We start from the raw sequence: 16,708 nt of genomic DNA on the forward strand, positions 1-16,708 counted from the left end.
ATATTTGCTTAGAAGTTAACTTTATCAGTTTTAAAAGTGCTTGAATAACAAGGTCTTTCTTTCCGCCTTAGTTTGTTAGCGTGAAGTTGAGAATCCTCCGAGTACAAGCTCGGAGCTGCGAGCCGAACTTGATTCGGAGCTTTTTTTGGTTCGTTTTTTTAGCTAAAGAAAATCCATGATCCTCCGAGAGCAAGCTCGGAGTTGTGAACCGAACTTGATTCGGGGAAATGAACGGATGCCTGAGGCACACAAAATTAGGCTTTACCCTACAACTTAGCAGATCAACGTCCATTTTTATGTTGTAAAATTTCAAAACCGTACACTAATTTTTCACTACTAATACTTGTGCAGAGTTTAATTTTATCAGTCTCAAAAGTGCTTGAAAAACAGCGTCTTTACTTTCCGCCTTAGTTTGTGGGCGTTAAGAAATTTGAGAAATGAAGCCGTAAAAACAGATCACTGACCGAGGAACGAGGGAATGTTTGAGCTGTTTAGCCGAAAAAGGCAGAGCTTGGGCTTCGCCCTGCGGTTCGGCGTAATGAAACAAATTTTAGCCAAGCAAACTACAGCGGTGGCTTTTTTTGGTTCGTTTTTTTAGCTAAAGAAAATCCGTGATCCCGAACTTGCCTTCGGGGAAATGAACGGATGCCTGAGGGAACCGAAACCAGGTTTTATTCTACAACTCAGCAGATTAGTAGCTATTTTTATGCTGTAAAACTATCAAAAAAATCAAGGCTTATCTGCTATAAAAAAGTGTACGGTTTTCAATGTAAAATTAGCAAAAAAGGCAAGAAACGCCTGGTATAAAAAACTGTACAGTTTCAAAGTCTTGGCTTAATTTTTTGCCAACTCCTTTTTAAATCGTTCAATTTCAGCATCGCGCTTGGCCATATCTTGATAAAAAGTAATGGGAGTAAGGGTGATTTTAGACAAATAAAAAGCGGCAAAGTCTTTAATTCGGTATTGGTAGGCATTGCCTATGGTGGCTTCTTTGCTGCCAGCATATAGCAAGGTACGTTGATTGTTGTCAAGCAAAGCCTCTAAATAGGGCACACTGCTTTTGCCTATCATCGAAAAACGGATACCAGTAGGTCCAGCATCATCTTGTTCATACAAAAAACCCCACGAGTTGGCCATTCCAGTCTGGTTGTTTACCAGCGCATCGGCGTATATTTTAGCCACCAATGCCCCTCCTACATCAGCTACAAATGTAAAATGTTTTTCAAACAGTACTTCACAGGCTAAAAAACGAGCCTTAAGTGGCAGGCTTGGGGTACTTACTATGTTTTTGAGCTTTTCTAAGCTATTAGGTTCATTCCAAGCCCTATTGATGGCTTGGTCTCGTTCTAGATAGTTAAAAAAGTCGCCATAAGCATTGTTCATCAACTTATGAACCATAGTGTTTTGAGGTGATTGAGCCATGGTATGAGTGGATTTGTTTGTTGTAGTTTGGGATTGGCACGCCATAGAAGGCAGCAAGCAAGTGCTGCCTATCGTGAGCATAATAATATATTTGACCCAATAGCTTTGTGCGGAATAATTATTCATCTTTGATTTTATTTTTTTCCAAATAACCAGTTTTGGTGGTATTCGTTCCATCTACAATTTCGACCTTATGCAGCCCTTTTTCCTCCCCTGTTACTTTAAGCCTGGTATTGATAGGCAAGTCCATGGCTTTATTTTTTTTATCGGCGTCAACATACAGAGGAACGTTGGCTTCTTTGGTGAGTTTTACTGCTACCAAGGGTAAATCAATGGTGTTTTTACCATCTCCCTTATCTGTCAGGTCGCTTGACTTAATGTACCCTTTTTTGGTGTTTTGGGTACCACTGGTTACTTTGCCATACGTGTAAATGATTCCACCCGCTTCAGCAGCTTTTTCTTGAATAAAAGTGTCACCCTTGTTTAGTTTGCCCAATTCTTTGAGTGTGCCACCATATAAAGGGGTATTATCTGCCTTGGCTACGTAAGTGCCGCGGGTTGTGCCATCATTCCACGCTTTAACGGCTTTTAGAAAGTTTTTGGAAGGAGTGCCCTTAGATACAATATCAAAAGTAGTTTTGGTCACTTTTCCAGCGCCATCTTTTTTCCATCCCCACTTGATCGATCCATAATATGTTCCCTTATCATTGCCTTCTAAGGCAATGGCCGCCGTTTCAAACTCTGTGCTTGAGTTATTGCTGGTGCTTACAGTAGGTGTATCTTTTAATATGGCATCTGTCCATACCTTGGTATTTGGGTCTTTTTCCCCATGTTGCCCCCAACTTGCGGTGGTAGAATAACTTTCAAGTTTATCTTTATTTGTCACGGGTTCGCTACCAGTAGCATAGAGAGGATTTCTATACTTGGAATGCTGGTCTATTCTATGTCCATCGGGAGCCATTTTGGTGCTGGCATTGGGGTCAATGGTGGCTTTTTTTCCTGCTTTTATGGCTTTTACAGTTTGGGTGAGCCCTACTTTAGTAGAATCAGCATTGGTATTTGGTTTAAAATTGAGCACCATACGAAGTTTTTTGTCTCCTGACTGTAGGGCATAGGTAGTGTCAGTAAATGTACCATAGTGGCTATTTTTGGGTACACGTTGTATTACCGCGTTTTTCATCTGTACAGTAGATGATGTATTGCCGTTGGTTTGCTCAGTTTTGGTAGTTCCCTGGGTTCCTTGCCGGGCTTTTTCCCCCATGACATCGGCTTCGCGTTCCAGGGCTGGGTTGTCGTTAACGCCTACCTTGCCATTGCTGTTTTTCATTTGGGTGGTGGCTTGCACCCGTCCTTGTTTTTGTTGTACCACGTGCCAGGCTTCGTGGGGCAAGTGCTTGTCTTGTCCGGGGGCAAGGTGAATGTCGGTACCTTGAGCATAAGCGTGTGCCTTTAGCTGGGCAGGCTTGTCAGAGTTTCGGTGTACCTTTACGTCCGATAAATCTACCCCACTCATACTCTCCATATTGCTTTGCAATTGCTGAGGCAACCCGTTTGAGTTGCTTTTACGCTGTATAGGTTGTTGTTTTGCCTGAATCGGGGGTTGGCTCCCTGTTTTGCGTTGTATGGGTTGCAATGGTTCGCCGCTAAAACCCTTTGCCTGAATCAGGGGTTGATTACCTTGCTTACTTGGGATGGGTTGTGGCAGAGGTTTGTGATTGAACCCTTTGGCCTGAATGGTAGAATGATTTTTTTCAGTTTTTTTTTCTTTCCTTTGGGCAGCTTCTGCCTGTTGTTTGGCTGCTTCTTCGTTTTTGATCTTTGCTTGCATAAGTTGTATCTGTGGGTAATGATGTTAGGTTTTTCACACAAAATCTATCTTGTTACTTTTAAACCACAAAAGTTGAGATACATTTCTACGCCTTAATTTAGCAAAACTTTGAGAAAGTTAGCGAACAAGGAAAAATTAATTAACAAAAAGAGATAAGATATGTTACAAATTGATTAATTACTGATATAGCAATGACTTATTTTTACATTTTTATTGGAGGAGGCTTGGGAGCTTTAAGCCGGTTTGCGCTAAGCAATTTGGTCAATAGGTTATCGCAGGTGGCTTTTCCTTATGGCACCCTTGCTGCCAACGTACTAGGCTCATTTTTAATTGGGTTGGTCATCGCCTGGTTTGAGTCAAAAACCCAGCCTTTTACCTATTGGAAACCTTTGTTGGTCACCGGTTTTTTGGGTGGTTTTACTACCTTTTCGTCTTTTAGTTACGAAACCATGCAGTTGTTCAAAAACCAAGGCATCGCTCAAGGGTTGGCAAACGCTGGAGGCAATGTAGTACTATGCATTGTATTTGTGTATTTGGGGTATAGCCTTACAAAAGCAGCCTGATTTACTGTTTGGGCAAGGCATCGAACTGAACTACAGGGCGATGATGCAGGGCGGCTCGCTTCAATACTATATTAGGAGCCTTGTCGGGGTTAAAAAAGCCACAGTTTTTGAGGTAAAAATAGCCTCCGTTTGCTCCTCCTGTGTAATCTTTTCGGGCGTTTTTTCGAGCGGTGGCATCTACCGTAAACTTAGCCTGAGTCAATTCATGCCAATTCCCTTCAGTATCGCTTGCCCACTGGTTGCCAAAATATACCTGGCGGCTCTGGGCACCCGTATCTTCTATAAAATTTTCTAAAAACGAATAATAATTCTTGAGGTAAGTGTTGGTTTTGGGGCGTTGAAATGAGGCAATCAAATGCCAGTGTTTTTTTACCGGATCAAAGAAGTATGCAGTAAAGGTAGTAGTCTGATTGCCAGAGGGTTCGCCCTTGAGCAAAAACTTGTACTTGATGCCTGCCTGCCAGTCGAACACCTTGTAGCTCTGCCCACCCGAGCCTTCATTGCCAAATTTGCCCGTGTGTACTCCTTTGCCTTTGTTCAATAGCTTGACCCGGTATTCAGGAGGAATGGTTTGAGGATTGTCAGTTTTATAAGGGCTCCATACCGAAAATAATACCCTACGTTCAGTGGGTGAGTTTACCTGAATGCCAAAATATCCTTGTTTAAACCCTATAGCCATAAAATAAGATCCTTGCACATCCTGTGTACGGGGTACCAGGATTTCGTTGTAAAACCAGCGAATGTTTTTTTGAGGAGGGAGGGTATAAGTCAAATGTACTGAAGGGCCTCTACGACCGAAATGAAAATCGTTTTTGACGTGTAACACCGATAGAGGTTGGGTGGGATTTACAAACTGTAGCACCAAGTGGCTAATTTGAGCATAACTTGAAGCCTCTTTGTTTAAACCCTTGATCGTGAGTTTTTGGTATCCTTTTTTTATCAAGTCATATTCGCCCACAAACACCTCTTGAAAAGAGGAGCCAGAGAGTTTGAGAGTGTGGTAATGCCCCTCAAAAATGGTGGCAATGGTAGAGCTGCCATTGTTTACCTTACTGGTTAGCCAAAGCTTGATTTTACCTGTTTTGGGAACATAAAAATAAAAATCAATGGTTTGATCAGGCTTTTGCCATTGAGTAACCCCTTGACGGCTAATGACTTGATGAGAGTCAAAAACATTGGGCGAAACCCAGGCATTGCCTGCGGCCGGAATGCGTAGTTTGGGCTGGGCAACTACCTGCAGCGAAAGCAAGCAAAATACACTTATAATGAGCTTTATCTTTGTATACATGGTGATTTTGAGCATCATTTTTTAATCAATAGAAGAGTTTTAAACAAGCTCTAAAGGCATAATGACTGCATAACGAATGGTTTGCCCCAGTTCTTCGCTTTTTACCTGTTTGTTTTTGTTAGTAAAATCCATCTCATCTTCATACAACAACGCCACCTTGCAAAAAAGTTGTACTCGTTCTTCGGCATTGAGCGCAGGAGTAAAAGGGTATTGCCAGATAAAATCAAATAAATTTTGTTTGCTTTCTACAAACTTTTGCTTGACCTGGGCGTAGTTAATGCGCTTTTCCTGAATGGGTTGGGTGTTTACCTGCCCTGCCTTAAGCGTGCGCGCTTCCAGTATTTCTTTTTGTTGGGTTTTGTGTTGACGCTTGCCTACCAGTTTACTTATCAAGTCGTAGCCGTGGTCGGTTTGCAGCCACTCTAGCGAGGGGCGGGCCGGAAAAGTAAGGCGATTTTGGAAAAACAAATCTTGGTTTTCGGCAAACAAATCCAGCACATTGGTCTTTTTTTCCAGTTCATAATGGTCTTTGAGCCTTTTGATTGCCTGGAGCTTTTTAAATACCTGCACCTGGTTTTCTACCCGGTTAAGGCAATTGACAATTTCCTGGTGTAGCTCTATCAGGTTTATTTTAGTATCACGCAAGTCATATTTTAGCTCAATGCGGTAACGGCGGAGCAACTCGTCGTTGGCAAGCATAAAAAACGCATCGTTGGCAAGAATACCCTCTACCACTGCCACTAGCTGCGATAGGCGTTGGCTTTTTTGGTTATGTTGCTCAATTTTGAGAATCTTATTGGTAAAATTAGTCTCCGTCTTATAATCGTGCTGAATCTGTTTGCCCAGGTCAATCACATTGCGACGAATGATTTTGCCCAGCCCCTGTAGGTTTTGTTTGATCTTGTGCAGGTATTCTTCGCGTTGGCGAGTATTTTTCTCATTCTGGAAATATTCCATGTTGCTTTTCAGCAAGGTAATTCGCTCATCTATTTTATAATTTTGAACCTCTTCGTTTACTTCCAGAAAATCCTCTAAAAAGCCGAGGATACGTTCATCCAAAAAGACAGTTTCGCCATCGCGTACCAAAATATTTTTAGCCACCAGGCTCTGGATCAACCGTTCATCGCCATTTACCAGCGTCAAAGCCATCTCTAGAGTGGTTTCGCCCATCCGGTTCAAAAACAAATTGTGAATCAAGCCCCGATGCCGACTCAAAGTAGTCATCAGTTCTTGCACAGATCTAAATGCAGACATAAATTGTAGTTTGTAGTAAATAGCACCCACAGGGGCAAGCCTTTAGATACCAATGCATATCGGTGCGACAAGCCACAAGCCAGACGCTGGTAACTCGCCACTTGAATTATTTAAGAGCTTTTTGGTACTTATCTTCAGTGCTTGCCAATCAACTTACAAGTATACGACCTTCAGGGTTTTAATTAAAAATTACTAATTATTAAAAAAACTGAGTGCCCTCTGATTGTGACAAAAAAAACAAAAAATGATCAATGTCATTGTTTGCCTGTAACCCCCGTCCTACCTTTACTTATACATTCTCAGACAATGTGCCAACAAGCGAGCAAAAATTGAACATACAAAACCTTGGAACAATATTATGGATAAAATAAACACAAGAATCACTGATTTGGTGAGCAACAACCCCGAGTCAGCGTCGGTACTACACTTTCTAGGCATTCACTTTTTTAACTATACCGAAAAAACCCTGGGCGAAGTATGTCAGGAACACGACGTAGATGCCGCCTTGGTCATTCGCCGTTTAAACGAAAGCGCCCTTGTCAAAGACAAAGCCCAAATCAACCTGGAAGAATACCCCATAGAGCTTATCGTAGAATACCTCAAGCACAGTCATTATGTGTTTATCAAACAACGTTTGTCTTATATTGCCAGTTTGCTCGAAAGTTACCAGGACTCTTCGGCAGTAGTAAAAGACCTTAAGCTAATATTTCCTCATTTTTTCAAAGATTTTATTGAGCATATTTACGAGGAAGAAGACACCTTGTTTGCGTACATTCTAACCCTTAATAAAGTAAAAAAACACGCGGGAGGTAAGCCTGTCAGCAAAGAGATTATAGAAAAGCTTCAGCAGAAATCGCAGGGTAAGACCGTGGCAGATTATGAAAAAGAACACCGGGAAGAGGATAACGAGATGAGTGGCATGCGTGAGCTGACCAATCAATACGCACAGGCTTCGTCAGAAGATTTGCACGCCAAAGTAATTTTAGATGCCTTGAAATCGTTTGAAGGAGAGTTGAAGATTCATGCAAAAATAGAAAACGATATTTTGTTTCCTAAAGCTATTCAGCTAGAAACAGAGGTGTTGGCAGTATCTTAGTCAAAGCCTGGCAAAAGACAGTTATTCTTTATAAACCTGTGGTAATGAATTTACATATCCACAGGTTTTTTGTTGCTAAATGTGAAACATATATCCGAATTATGCCATAAATCTATAACTTTGGAAGTTTAAGTACTTGGCTTATAATAACAATTAATTATTATGAGTTAATTAACTTTACTTGTAGCCAATGGCTACTGAGGTACACAACCAACCTTAAAATTAAATGATAACTATGAGAAATTTCACCCTCATCTTTTTGGCATGTTTTGTAAGTGCTACTGTATGGAGCCAGAAAAAAGACGAAACTGCTGTGAAGTATGCTAAAACAGTTACCAAAAAAGACCTTAAAAAGCATTTGACTGTGATAGCGTCTGACGAAATGGAAGGACGTGACACTGGGTCGCCAGGGCAAAAAAAAGCCGCCAAATACATTGCCGATCATTTCAAAGCATTGGGCTTGTTGCCTCCAGTAAAAACTGCAGAAGGCAAAAGCTACTTTCAAAAATTTGACTTGGTAAAGTCTAAATGGAAAGATGTAAGCATTGCCACCAAAAAAGGAAGTAAAACTACTTACTTGACCGATGTATACGCTTTGGGATCTATCAATGCAAAAGTAAAAAAATCGTACAGAGTAGTTTATATGGGCGATGGCAACAAAGCCAATTATGAAAAGGTAAAGGTCAAAGGCAAGCCAGTAGCGTTTTTTATAGATGGAGTACGTGAGCTAAGAAAAAAACGTAGCATTGCCCAGAATGCCGGAGCCAGTCAGATTTTTATGATTGTGGGCACCAACCAAAAAAAATACGATGAAGTCCTCAAATACCTATCTTACTATGTAAAACGCTGGACAAGGGGCGAGCTAAAAAGTAAAAAAGATAAGTTTATTGTAATGCTGTCGCCCAAAACAGCTGCCAATTTGTTTAAAACTACCCAAGAGCAGTTTATAAAAAAAGAGACCAAAATAGGCACCAAATCAGTTAAATTTAAACTAACTGCCGAGCAAGAAGTAAAAACCGGAGTTTCGTCTGAAAACGTGCTGGGATTCTTGGAAGGTGGCGACAAAAAGAAAGAGGTATTGGTGATTACAGCACACTATGACCATATTGGCAAACGTGGCGATGAAATATACAATGGGGCAGACGATGACGGCTCGGGTACGGTAACAGTGCTGGAACTTGCAGAGGCTTTTGCTAAAGCCAAAAAAGAGGGAAAAACTCCTCTCCGTAGTATTTTGTTTATGACAGTTTCGGGCGAAGAAAAAGGTTTACTGGGCTCTAGTTATTATACCGACTTTGACCCTATATTTTCATTAAAAAACACTGTAGCCAACCTCAACATTGACATGGTAGGGCGCATTGACGATCGGTATAAAGACAATCCTGATTATGTATATGTAATTGGTTCTGATAAGCTCTCTTCTGAATTGCACAACCTCAACGAAGAAGCCAATAAACAATACACCAACATTAAGCTCGACTACAAATACAACGACGAAAAAGACCCTAACCGTTTTTACTACCGTTCAGATCATTACAACTTTGCCAAGAATAATATTCCTATTATTTTTTATTTCAATGGTACCCACGCCGATTACCACAAGCCTACCGATACTATTGAGAAAATACACTTTGGTAAGATGCAAAAGATTGGACGTTTGGTATTTCATACTGCCTGGAAGATTGCCAACCGTGAAAACCGCCTCAAGGTAGACAAGGTCAATAAATGATTATGTGAAAGGTCAGTAGTAGGGGCAAGCTTCAAGTCCTTGGATGCCGATGCATATCGGTGCGACAAGTCGCAAGTCCAATAGTATTTGATGAGGAACGATAGGTTCAATTTACTGGTTTAACGCAATAAAGGCTGTCTCTTTTGATTTATGAGACAGCCTCTTTGATTGTATACCAGGTAAAATTTAGAGCTTTAGTCCCAGCAACAAAATGTCATCTCTTTGTTTGGCATCTTCCTGAAAAGCAGCCTTTGCCTCCATTAGCCTTTCTTTTTGAGTACCTAGTGCCAGTGGCATTATTTCTTCCAGGGTGTCTAATAATCGTTTTTCTCCAAACGACCTCCTCTTAGGGCTGGGAGTATCAGCAAAACCATCGCTGCTTAGGTAAAGTATGTCCCCTTTTTCAAGCAGCAACTTGTAATTGACAGGGTGGGCTACGTCAGCTTTGTAGGTTATGCCACCTATCATCACACTGTCTCGTTTTATTTTGTTGAGTTGTTGTTGATGCGTATAGTACAAGGGACGTTTGGCATTGGAGTACACCACTTCTACTGTGTCATTGTTCAGGTACTTGATACGGCACAAGCCCATGTCCATTCCGTCTTTATTTTCTGACTCTTCCTGACGCAAAGCTTTCCAGATGTTTTGTTGAATTTCTGCAATGATTTGCTCTGGGTCAAAAATTTGTTTTTCGTTCACTATTTCATTCAACAAACGACTGCCCACCATACTCATAAATGCCCCTGGTACCCCGTGCCCGGTACAGTCTACCCCTGCCACAAAAATGTAATCTTCTACCTGACTCAGCCAATAAAAATCACCCGATACAATGTCTTTGGGTTCATAAATTACAAAGTGATCAGCAAAAATGCGTTCAAACGACTTATCGCTGGGCAATATGGCGTTTTGAATCGTTTGTGCATAACGAATACTGGCGTTAATATTTTTGTTTTGCGTTTCTATCTGTGATTTTTGATGCTGTATTTGGTTATAACTCTCAGTGTTTACCAAGGCAATGGTAATGTATACCGCAAGGTTACGGAGCAAGTTAAGGTGGTAAGGCTTGTATGCGTACCTTTCGGCGCTTTGTATGCTAATCAAGCCAATGACATCATCTACTACTTTGAGTGGAATACAAATAAAAGAATTTAATAGCTCGTTTTCTCCATAACCATCCAATGAGTCAATATATTTGGAGTACTCTTGCTGTACATCTCCCACCACGATTTCTGTTGGCCCGGTAATACACAATACCGTAAACCTATTTCTATCTTCGGCCGAGATAGTTATTTTAGGCATCTTTTTGCCCTGATAAATGTAATCTTCGTAAGTAATTTGTTGTTTAGCAGGGTTGTACAACCCAATGCCAAACTCACTCACGGGCATCAGCTCTGCCACATTTTGGTATACTACTTCTACTATTTGATCTACCGACAGTTTAGACGTTACATTTTGCCCTATTTCACTCAATAACTTTATATTTTCGTAGGCAATTTCTATTTGTTTGCTTTTGTCTACCAAGTCGTTGTTAATCGCCCTCAGTTCTTCGGCTTGTGCCGATATTTCTTCTTTTTGTTGCACAATAGAAATATTGGCTTCGCGTAAGTTTTCGGCTTGTACAATAATTTCCTCTTTTTGGTTTATCAACTCCGCATTTTTCAACATTATTTCTTCGGTACGCTCTTTTACTGTTTCTTCCAGTTTTTCTTTTTGCCTGCGCAAACGTCTGGTATACAGGTGAATAGTGGTTAATACTAAGAGTAAGCCTATCACTACATACCCTATGTATGCCCACACCGAACGATACCAGGGCGGTTGTATCTCAAAACTGTATACAACTTCGGGGCTGGCGCTCAAGTACAAGTTGCGGGTTTGTATACGTAGTGTGTATTTGCCTTCTCTCAGGTTGGGATACTCTTTAAAGGTTTCTTTAGTCCAAACAGACCACCCTTTGTCACTACCTTCCAGGTAATACCTGAATTCGTTTTGTTCTATATCGGTATAGTTGGTGCTTCCTACCCTAAACCTTAGGCTGTTGTGTTGGTAGGGCAACGTAGGAAACACATAGTTGGCTGCTGGCTTAGCTTGCATTTCTCCCTGGGGGCTCAAAAAAGTACCTCCAAAAATCACCGAGTCTTTGGTACCTGTAAGCGCTACCTCACGCAGTAGTACCTGAAAAACAGGTGGTTTTACCGCTTGAGTTGGGTCATAGTGTATAATCCCTTCTTTGGCCGTAATCAATACATTGCGGTCATCTACCAGGTTAAACTGTCCATTACCATCATTGGTCACCGAAGCCCTAAGTTTTCTCAATGGTTGCACTATTTTTTTATAACTTCCGTTGGCTTGCTTTTGCAAAATCCCCACCTCGGCATACTTGTCTTCTATGTCGTTCACCACTTTGCGGCAAGCATACCAAATATTTTGCTTGGCATCTGCTTTCAACAACCAAATTTGTTTATTGTATCCAATCAAAGCATTGAGCTTTTGCTCCCTCATAAATTGATCTTGGGCAGCGTTGTATTCATACACTCCATTTTCGGTCAGACAGAGCATCTTTTTATGCAGCGTGATCACTTGATTACCCGAATTAGAGGGCAACCCTCCCTTGGTTTTATCATAATGTGTTATCTTTACTACACTGTCAAGCACATTATTTAGTTCCACCCTGAAAACGCCCTGAATGCCGTTGCTTATCCAATAGGTATTTTTCTGTTCACCTTGTACAAGGCGCCTTGAGTCTCTAGAGAATCCTTTGACTTGATGTTTGACCTGCCAATGGTTATTTTGCCACTCTAACAGGTACAACCCCGATTTTCTTGCTGCCATCAACAAGTCAGGGTTCTCTCTCAAAGCGGTAATCCTCCATACACTGCCTGATCCTTCAAAGGCTTTTAATTTGGCAGTTTTTATTCCCCCAGGCGTATTTTCTAAGCGTAAAATAGTAGGGTTAATGGCCGCCAGAAGTTCTCCCCTAAATTTGTTTATTTCCCATACTTGATGATCTTTAGTTTCGGGTAGTAGCTTAAAAAACCTTTGCTCATCCATAGGGTTTTCATACGACTTCCAAGGTTTGTAATAAATGCCTACCGAAGTGCCCGCCAATAGTTGACCTTGATGAATAAAAGTATTTTGCATAGAGCCTTCTAGTTGGTAAGACTCGTTCCAGAGGGTAAAAGGAGAGTTGAGTTCGATAAAGGCAATGCCTCGCGACAAACCTACCCAAAGATTGTTGTTTTGATCGGGGTGTAAAAAATAAACCTGGTTGTCGGGCAAGCCATTGCCCTTATGAATGTGTTGAATAATTTTACCCTGCCTGTCGGTGATCAAAACCCCCTTGTTTTTGGTGCCAAACCCCAGGTATTTTTTGCCAATGGGGGCAGCGTAGTATAGCCCGGTTTCACTGAGCACTTTTTCTAGCTGAGGGCTAAAAGGCTTCAGTGTTTTGCCATCGTATACTCTTAACTCTTCGGCAAGATTAGAAAAAAGGTATTTGTCGTTGCCCAGTGGGTGCACAAAGTTGATCCTCATTTTGCCAAAAGTAGGTTCCGGAATGAGTTTACCTTTTTCTATTCTAAAGGTTCCCTTCTTGCGTTGGTATACATAAGCTTTGCCTTGAAGGGTGATCAAGTAAAATGTAAAAGCGGTTTCGGGGCGAATGATGTGCTGTATTTTTTTGTCTTTGGCTACAAACAAGGCTTCTTTGGTTTGCATGACCACCCCTTCGTCGGTTACAGTCGACTCCCACACGTCTTTAAACTGAATGTCTTTGGGTATTTGATCCATCAATGAGGCAAGATAGGTGTGTCCGGTAGAGTCGGTAGCCACATAACCCACAAAGCTTTTGCATCCCACATATATTACTCCATCTATGCCTCGTCTCAATGAGCGTACCGTAGATTTGTTGGGGACTGAAATCAATCTCCAGCGTACCCCGTCAAACTCCAGCAGCCCCTTAGAATTGGCTACATAAAGCACCCCACGCTTGTCTTGAGCCATCCACCAATTTTGATTTTGCGCCCCGTAATCCTCAGCAGTATAACTTTTTATAAATGGAATGCCTTTGTTTTTAATGGTAACGGTGGGTTTTTGAGATGCATTGGTTAAAGTTTGAGCATACGAAAAATAAGAAGCATAAATGGTAAAAAAGAATACACATATCGAAATATGTAATTTCATAGAAGTAACAGTTTTAGTATAAATGATGATGCTGATTGCTTATTATGTGATACATACAAACTTTGACAAGTCAGGTAGTGATTAGGGCAAGGCCAGGTAAAGGGAATAGGATAGATAATGAAGAAGGTTGTAAGGTAGTTTTTATACGTAAATAAGTTGTTGAGGTAAAGAAATACTTATATTTTTATTCTTTTATTTATAAGTAAAACTACCAAAATAACCTAATCCATAAAACTTCGTCTTTGTATGTTGCACTTCTTCAAAAAACTGAGGCTACAGCTACGTTATGCCGAGCTTTGCGAAGCTAATAGTTCCGTAGCTTTGGCTACGCAAAGATTAACTGCGTTGAGCTTGTGAAAAACTCGGTTTTTTTCATTGTTCAGTGCACAGATACTGTCTTCTTTTGGAGCACTTTATTTTTTATGTTTTACTAAGCAACTCTTTTCATAATAAACATACAACAGGTTCATTATCTGTGATGTGTGGTTACAAAACTTGTTCCATAAAATCAAATAAGTGACTACTTTGAGTGGTTTAGTAGCTTTGTTTGAAGGGATATTACCAAAAATAGAAAAAGGAAATAGATACAGACAAAAATTTTGTCTGTATCGGCATCAACATTCATTATTTTTTTGTGGGTTTTAGTGCACAATCTCTCATAGTGGCATCTGTAGGCAAATCCGGATCAAAGTCTGGTCCTGAGGCAATGGCCCCCTTGACTGTGATCATATCACCTGCTTTGAGTTTTTGGGTAGCCGGATCTTTCGAGGCTTCTGCAGTAAAGGTGCAGGCAACCCCAATTTCTTTACCCTCTTCGCGTAAGGTAACCACTTTTTCTTTGTTGCTGTTTTCGGTGATTTCTGCAATTTTTCCGGAAACCGCAAAAATCTTTGATTCTCCGTTAGCTGCCAGGTACTTGGCATTGGCAGAGTCGGCGCTTGCTTTATACTCAGCCACCAGGTCTTTGACTGTAATCACCACGTCTACTTTAGATGCTTGTACATCGCGGTGAGGTTGAAAATACAAATAAGCCACGTAAGCACCTGCAGCTGCACCTATAATCACAATAATGATTAAAATCTTTTTTAACATAATTTGCTTTGGTTTAGAGTTGAGTATAAATAAGAAGTAGTGGTGTATAAAACAAAAGGTGTTGATTACCAGGTGTTTGTATGATTCTTAAATTTGAACAACACCCGCTCGTTGTTTATTGCTCACCACGTAGATAATTGAATATAATTTAAATATTAGAGAATAATTTCCTGATTGTCAAACAAACTTTTAATTTCTTCAGTTCACCTAATTTTCTTAAAAAATTGTTATCAAACAAGGCAAAAGAAATTCTTTGTTAAATACCTGTTAAATGCGAACTTATTGTTTGTTTTTGGGGTATTTGTAACCGAAACAGACGAAGTAATCATAGGTTGCTCGCTGCTTAATTATTTGAACAAGCCATTGTTTGATTTGTCGTTGACTTTTAATAATTTATATCTCTCTATTTCACTAAACTAAACAAAAACAATGAAAAAATTTTCACTACTAATTTTAGCCATTTTGTTGGCATTTTCGGCGGTACAAGCGCAAAAGAAAAAAGCCAAAAATGGTAAATCTACCTTATTTTCTCACACTGCTGCTGAAGACATCAAAGCAGAAAGCAACAGCGTAACGAGCTTGTTAAATACTGCTACTGGAGACTTGATTTTTGTGGTACCTGTACAAACCTACAAGTTTAAAAAATCGTTGATGCAAAAGCATTTCAACCAATCACGTTTTATGGACTCAAAAAATCACCCTAAAATCAAGTTCAAGGGTAAAATTACCAACTTGAGCGCTGTAAACTTTAGTAAAGATGGTAAGTATAACGTAAACGTGTCAGGAAATATCACCATTCGTGGCACTACCAAGCCACAAAATGCCACCGCTACTTTGACTGTAGCAGGGGGTACCATTAAAGGTTATTCTGCCTTTAGTGTAAAAAACATTGGACAGTTTGGCGTAGGTAAACCCAAAAACAGAAAGAAAAAGGGCAATGTTGCCGATAATATAGACTGTAAAGTGTGGGTAACTTATAAATGAGCGAGTATGCTTGGTTTTTTGTCGTGATTTTTTGAAAACACAACCCATTCACATACTGCCAGATGAAGCGAACAAAATCACAAAAACCCCGTGTAGCAAATATGCTGCACGGGGTTTTTGTGTAAATGGATTGGTTACAAAATGATAAATGACCTAAATTGTTCATTGAAAAGAAAGCGATTGGTGAATGGGGTGAAAACCAGCAATAGCAACTTAAAACAAAGCGCCTAATGTTTGATGGTTGCCTAAAAAAAACAACATGACACGAAATGAATTTTTGCGATGGTTGGCTGTACTGGGTACTGCTCAAGCTACCGGTTTATGGGCTTGCGAGTCGCGGCCAGACAAGAAAGCAGCCAAAAAACAATCCCGTTCCAAAGTGCTTGTGATAGGAGCAGGCATTGCAGGTATTGCCGCAGCCCGCGACCTAAAAGCGGCTGGACATGAGGTAATAGTACTGGAAGCTCGGCAAAGAATAGGAGGGCGCATCTGGACAGACCATTCGCTGGGCATACCTATAGACATGGGCGCCAGCTGGATACATGGCTCAAGGGGCAACCCTCTGACCCAGTTGGCACAGCAGCACCAAATAAAAACGGTAGCCTCACGCAACAGCAGTTTGTATATGTATGACCGTTACTTTCAGCCAATGAGTGATACCGATTTGCGACAAAAGCGTGAAATGTCTTATTGGTTTTTGCGTCGTGCCTACAAACTGGCATACAAGCAAACCCACGATACCCCTGTAACGCTTATGCTTGAGCACCTCATCAAAGCTAAAGAACTAGAGCAAGACGATGTAGATTTTTTGCAATGGCGTTTGCGTGCTTCAGCCCTGAGCGAGGGCACTTCTCTTGACAACTTATCTACTTGGTATGATACCAGCAAGCGGTTTGGTGGGCAACAATTACTGTTTCCGCAAGGCTATAGCCAATTGGTTGAACGGCTTGCCCAAGGGCTCACTATTAAAACCTGCCAAGTAGTACACCGCATAGACTGGAGTAATAAAATGGTAAAAGTGTGGACAAAAAACAATCAAATCCACGAAGCCGATTTTGCCGTATTAACGGTGCCACTTGGCGTATTAAAAAAGCAACATATTGCATTCGATCCCCCCTTGCCTGCTTTCAAACAAAAAGCCATCAACGATTTGGGCGTAGGTTTACTCAATAAAATTATTTTGAAGTTTGACGATTTTTTTCCTTCTGTACAATATTAAGTGATGGTACTCCAGTATATCTCCCATTTCTGGTTTATCTCAAGTGATTTAAGG

Annotated in this window: 11 protein-coding genes; 5 read left to right on the plus strand and 6 right to left on the minus strand. The window is 40.7% G+C overall.

All coding sequences use genetic code 11. The features are described from left to right. Positions 1 to 834: 834 nt before the first annotated feature. Both Q0954_RS28110 and Q0954_RS28115 read right to left on the minus strand, forming a co-directional pair. Positions 835 to 1,422 (minus strand): hypothetical protein, encoded by a 588-nt coding sequence (locus Q0954_RS28110; protein WP_299463224.1) that lies wholly within the window; start codon positions 1,420 to 1,422, stop codon positions 835 to 837. Positions 1,423 to 1,540: 118 nt separating this feature from the next. Then, a complete protein-coding gene (locus Q0954_RS28115; protein ID WP_299463227.1) occupies positions 1,541 to 3,250 on the minus strand; it encodes a DUF4157 domain-containing protein in 1,710 nt (569 codons plus the stop codon). 191 nt (positions 3,251 to 3,441) lie between these two features. Here Q0954_RS28115 and crcB point away from each other — a divergent pair, with 191 nt between their 5' ends. Further along, positions 3,442 to 3,813, plus strand: a complete 372-nt coding sequence (gene crcB, locus Q0954_RS28120) for a fluoride efflux transporter CrcB (protein ID WP_299463230.1) — start codon at positions 3,442 to 3,444, stop codon at positions 3,811 to 3,813. 1 nt (position 3,814) lies between these two features. Here crcB and Q0954_RS28125 read toward each other — a convergent pair whose 3' ends face one another. Next, positions 3,815 to 5,119, minus strand: coding sequence for a DUF3472 domain-containing protein (locus Q0954_RS28125; protein ID WP_299463233.1), 1,305 nt, complete (start codon positions 5,117 to 5,119; stop codon positions 3,815 to 3,817). Positions 5,120 to 5,140: 21 nt separating this feature from the next. Beyond that, positions 5,141 to 6,355, minus strand: coding sequence for a hypothetical protein (locus tag Q0954_RS28130; RefSeq protein ID WP_299463236.1), 1,215 nt, complete (start codon positions 6,353 to 6,355; stop codon positions 5,141 to 5,143). A gap of 358 nt (positions 6,356 to 6,713) precedes the next feature. Here Q0954_RS28130 and Q0954_RS28135 point away from each other — a divergent pair, with 358 nt between their 5' ends. Both Q0954_RS28135 and Q0954_RS28140 read left to right on the plus strand, forming a co-directional pair. Further along, positions 6,714 to 7,451 (plus strand): hemerythrin domain-containing protein, encoded by a 738-nt coding sequence (locus Q0954_RS28135; protein ID WP_299463239.1) that lies wholly within the window; start codon positions 6,714 to 6,716, stop codon positions 7,449 to 7,451. 235 nt (positions 7,452 to 7,686) lie between these two features. After that, positions 7,687 to 9,180, plus strand: a complete 1,494-nt coding sequence (locus tag Q0954_RS28140) for a M28 family peptidase (protein WP_299463242.1) — start codon at positions 7,687 to 7,689, stop codon at positions 9,178 to 9,180. 186 nt (positions 9,181 to 9,366) lie between these two features. Here Q0954_RS28140 and Q0954_RS28145 read toward each other — a convergent pair whose 3' ends face one another. Both Q0954_RS28145 and Q0954_RS28150 read right to left on the minus strand, forming a co-directional pair. Continuing rightward, the gene (locus Q0954_RS28145) at positions 9,367 to 13,359 is read right to left on the minus strand and encodes a SpoIIE family protein phosphatase (RefSeq protein WP_299463245.1); all 3,993 of its coding nucleotides are present in this window, start codon (positions 13,357 to 13,359) and stop codon (positions 9,367 to 9,369) included. 624 nt (positions 13,360 to 13,983) lie between these two features. Then, positions 13,984 to 14,451: a hypothetical protein gene (locus Q0954_RS28150; RefSeq protein WP_299463248.1), complete on the minus strand. Its 468-nt coding sequence runs from the start codon at positions 14,449 to 14,451 to the stop codon at positions 13,984 to 13,986. Between the two features lie 429 nt (positions 14,452 to 14,880). Between Q0954_RS28150 and Q0954_RS28155 the strand changes: the two genes are divergently transcribed. Next, positions 14,881 to 15,435 carry a YceI family protein gene (locus Q0954_RS28155; protein ID WP_299463251.1) on the plus strand — a complete coding sequence of 185 codons (555 nt, stop codon included), beginning with the start codon at positions 14,881 to 14,883 and terminating at the stop codon, positions 15,433 to 15,435. 259 nt (positions 15,436 to 15,694) lie between these two features. After that, the gene (locus tag Q0954_RS28160) at positions 15,695 to 16,654 is read left to right on the plus strand and encodes an FAD-dependent oxidoreductase (protein WP_299463254.1); all 960 of its coding nucleotides are present in this window, start codon (positions 15,695 to 15,697) and stop codon (positions 16,652 to 16,654) included. The last annotated feature ends 54 nt before the right edge of the window (positions 16,655 to 16,708 follow it).

The sequence above is a fragment of the uncultured Microscilla sp. genome (assembly GCF_947493425.1).
Classification (GTDB): domain Bacteria; phylum Bacteroidota; class Bacteroidia; order Cytophagales; family Microscillaceae; genus Microscilla.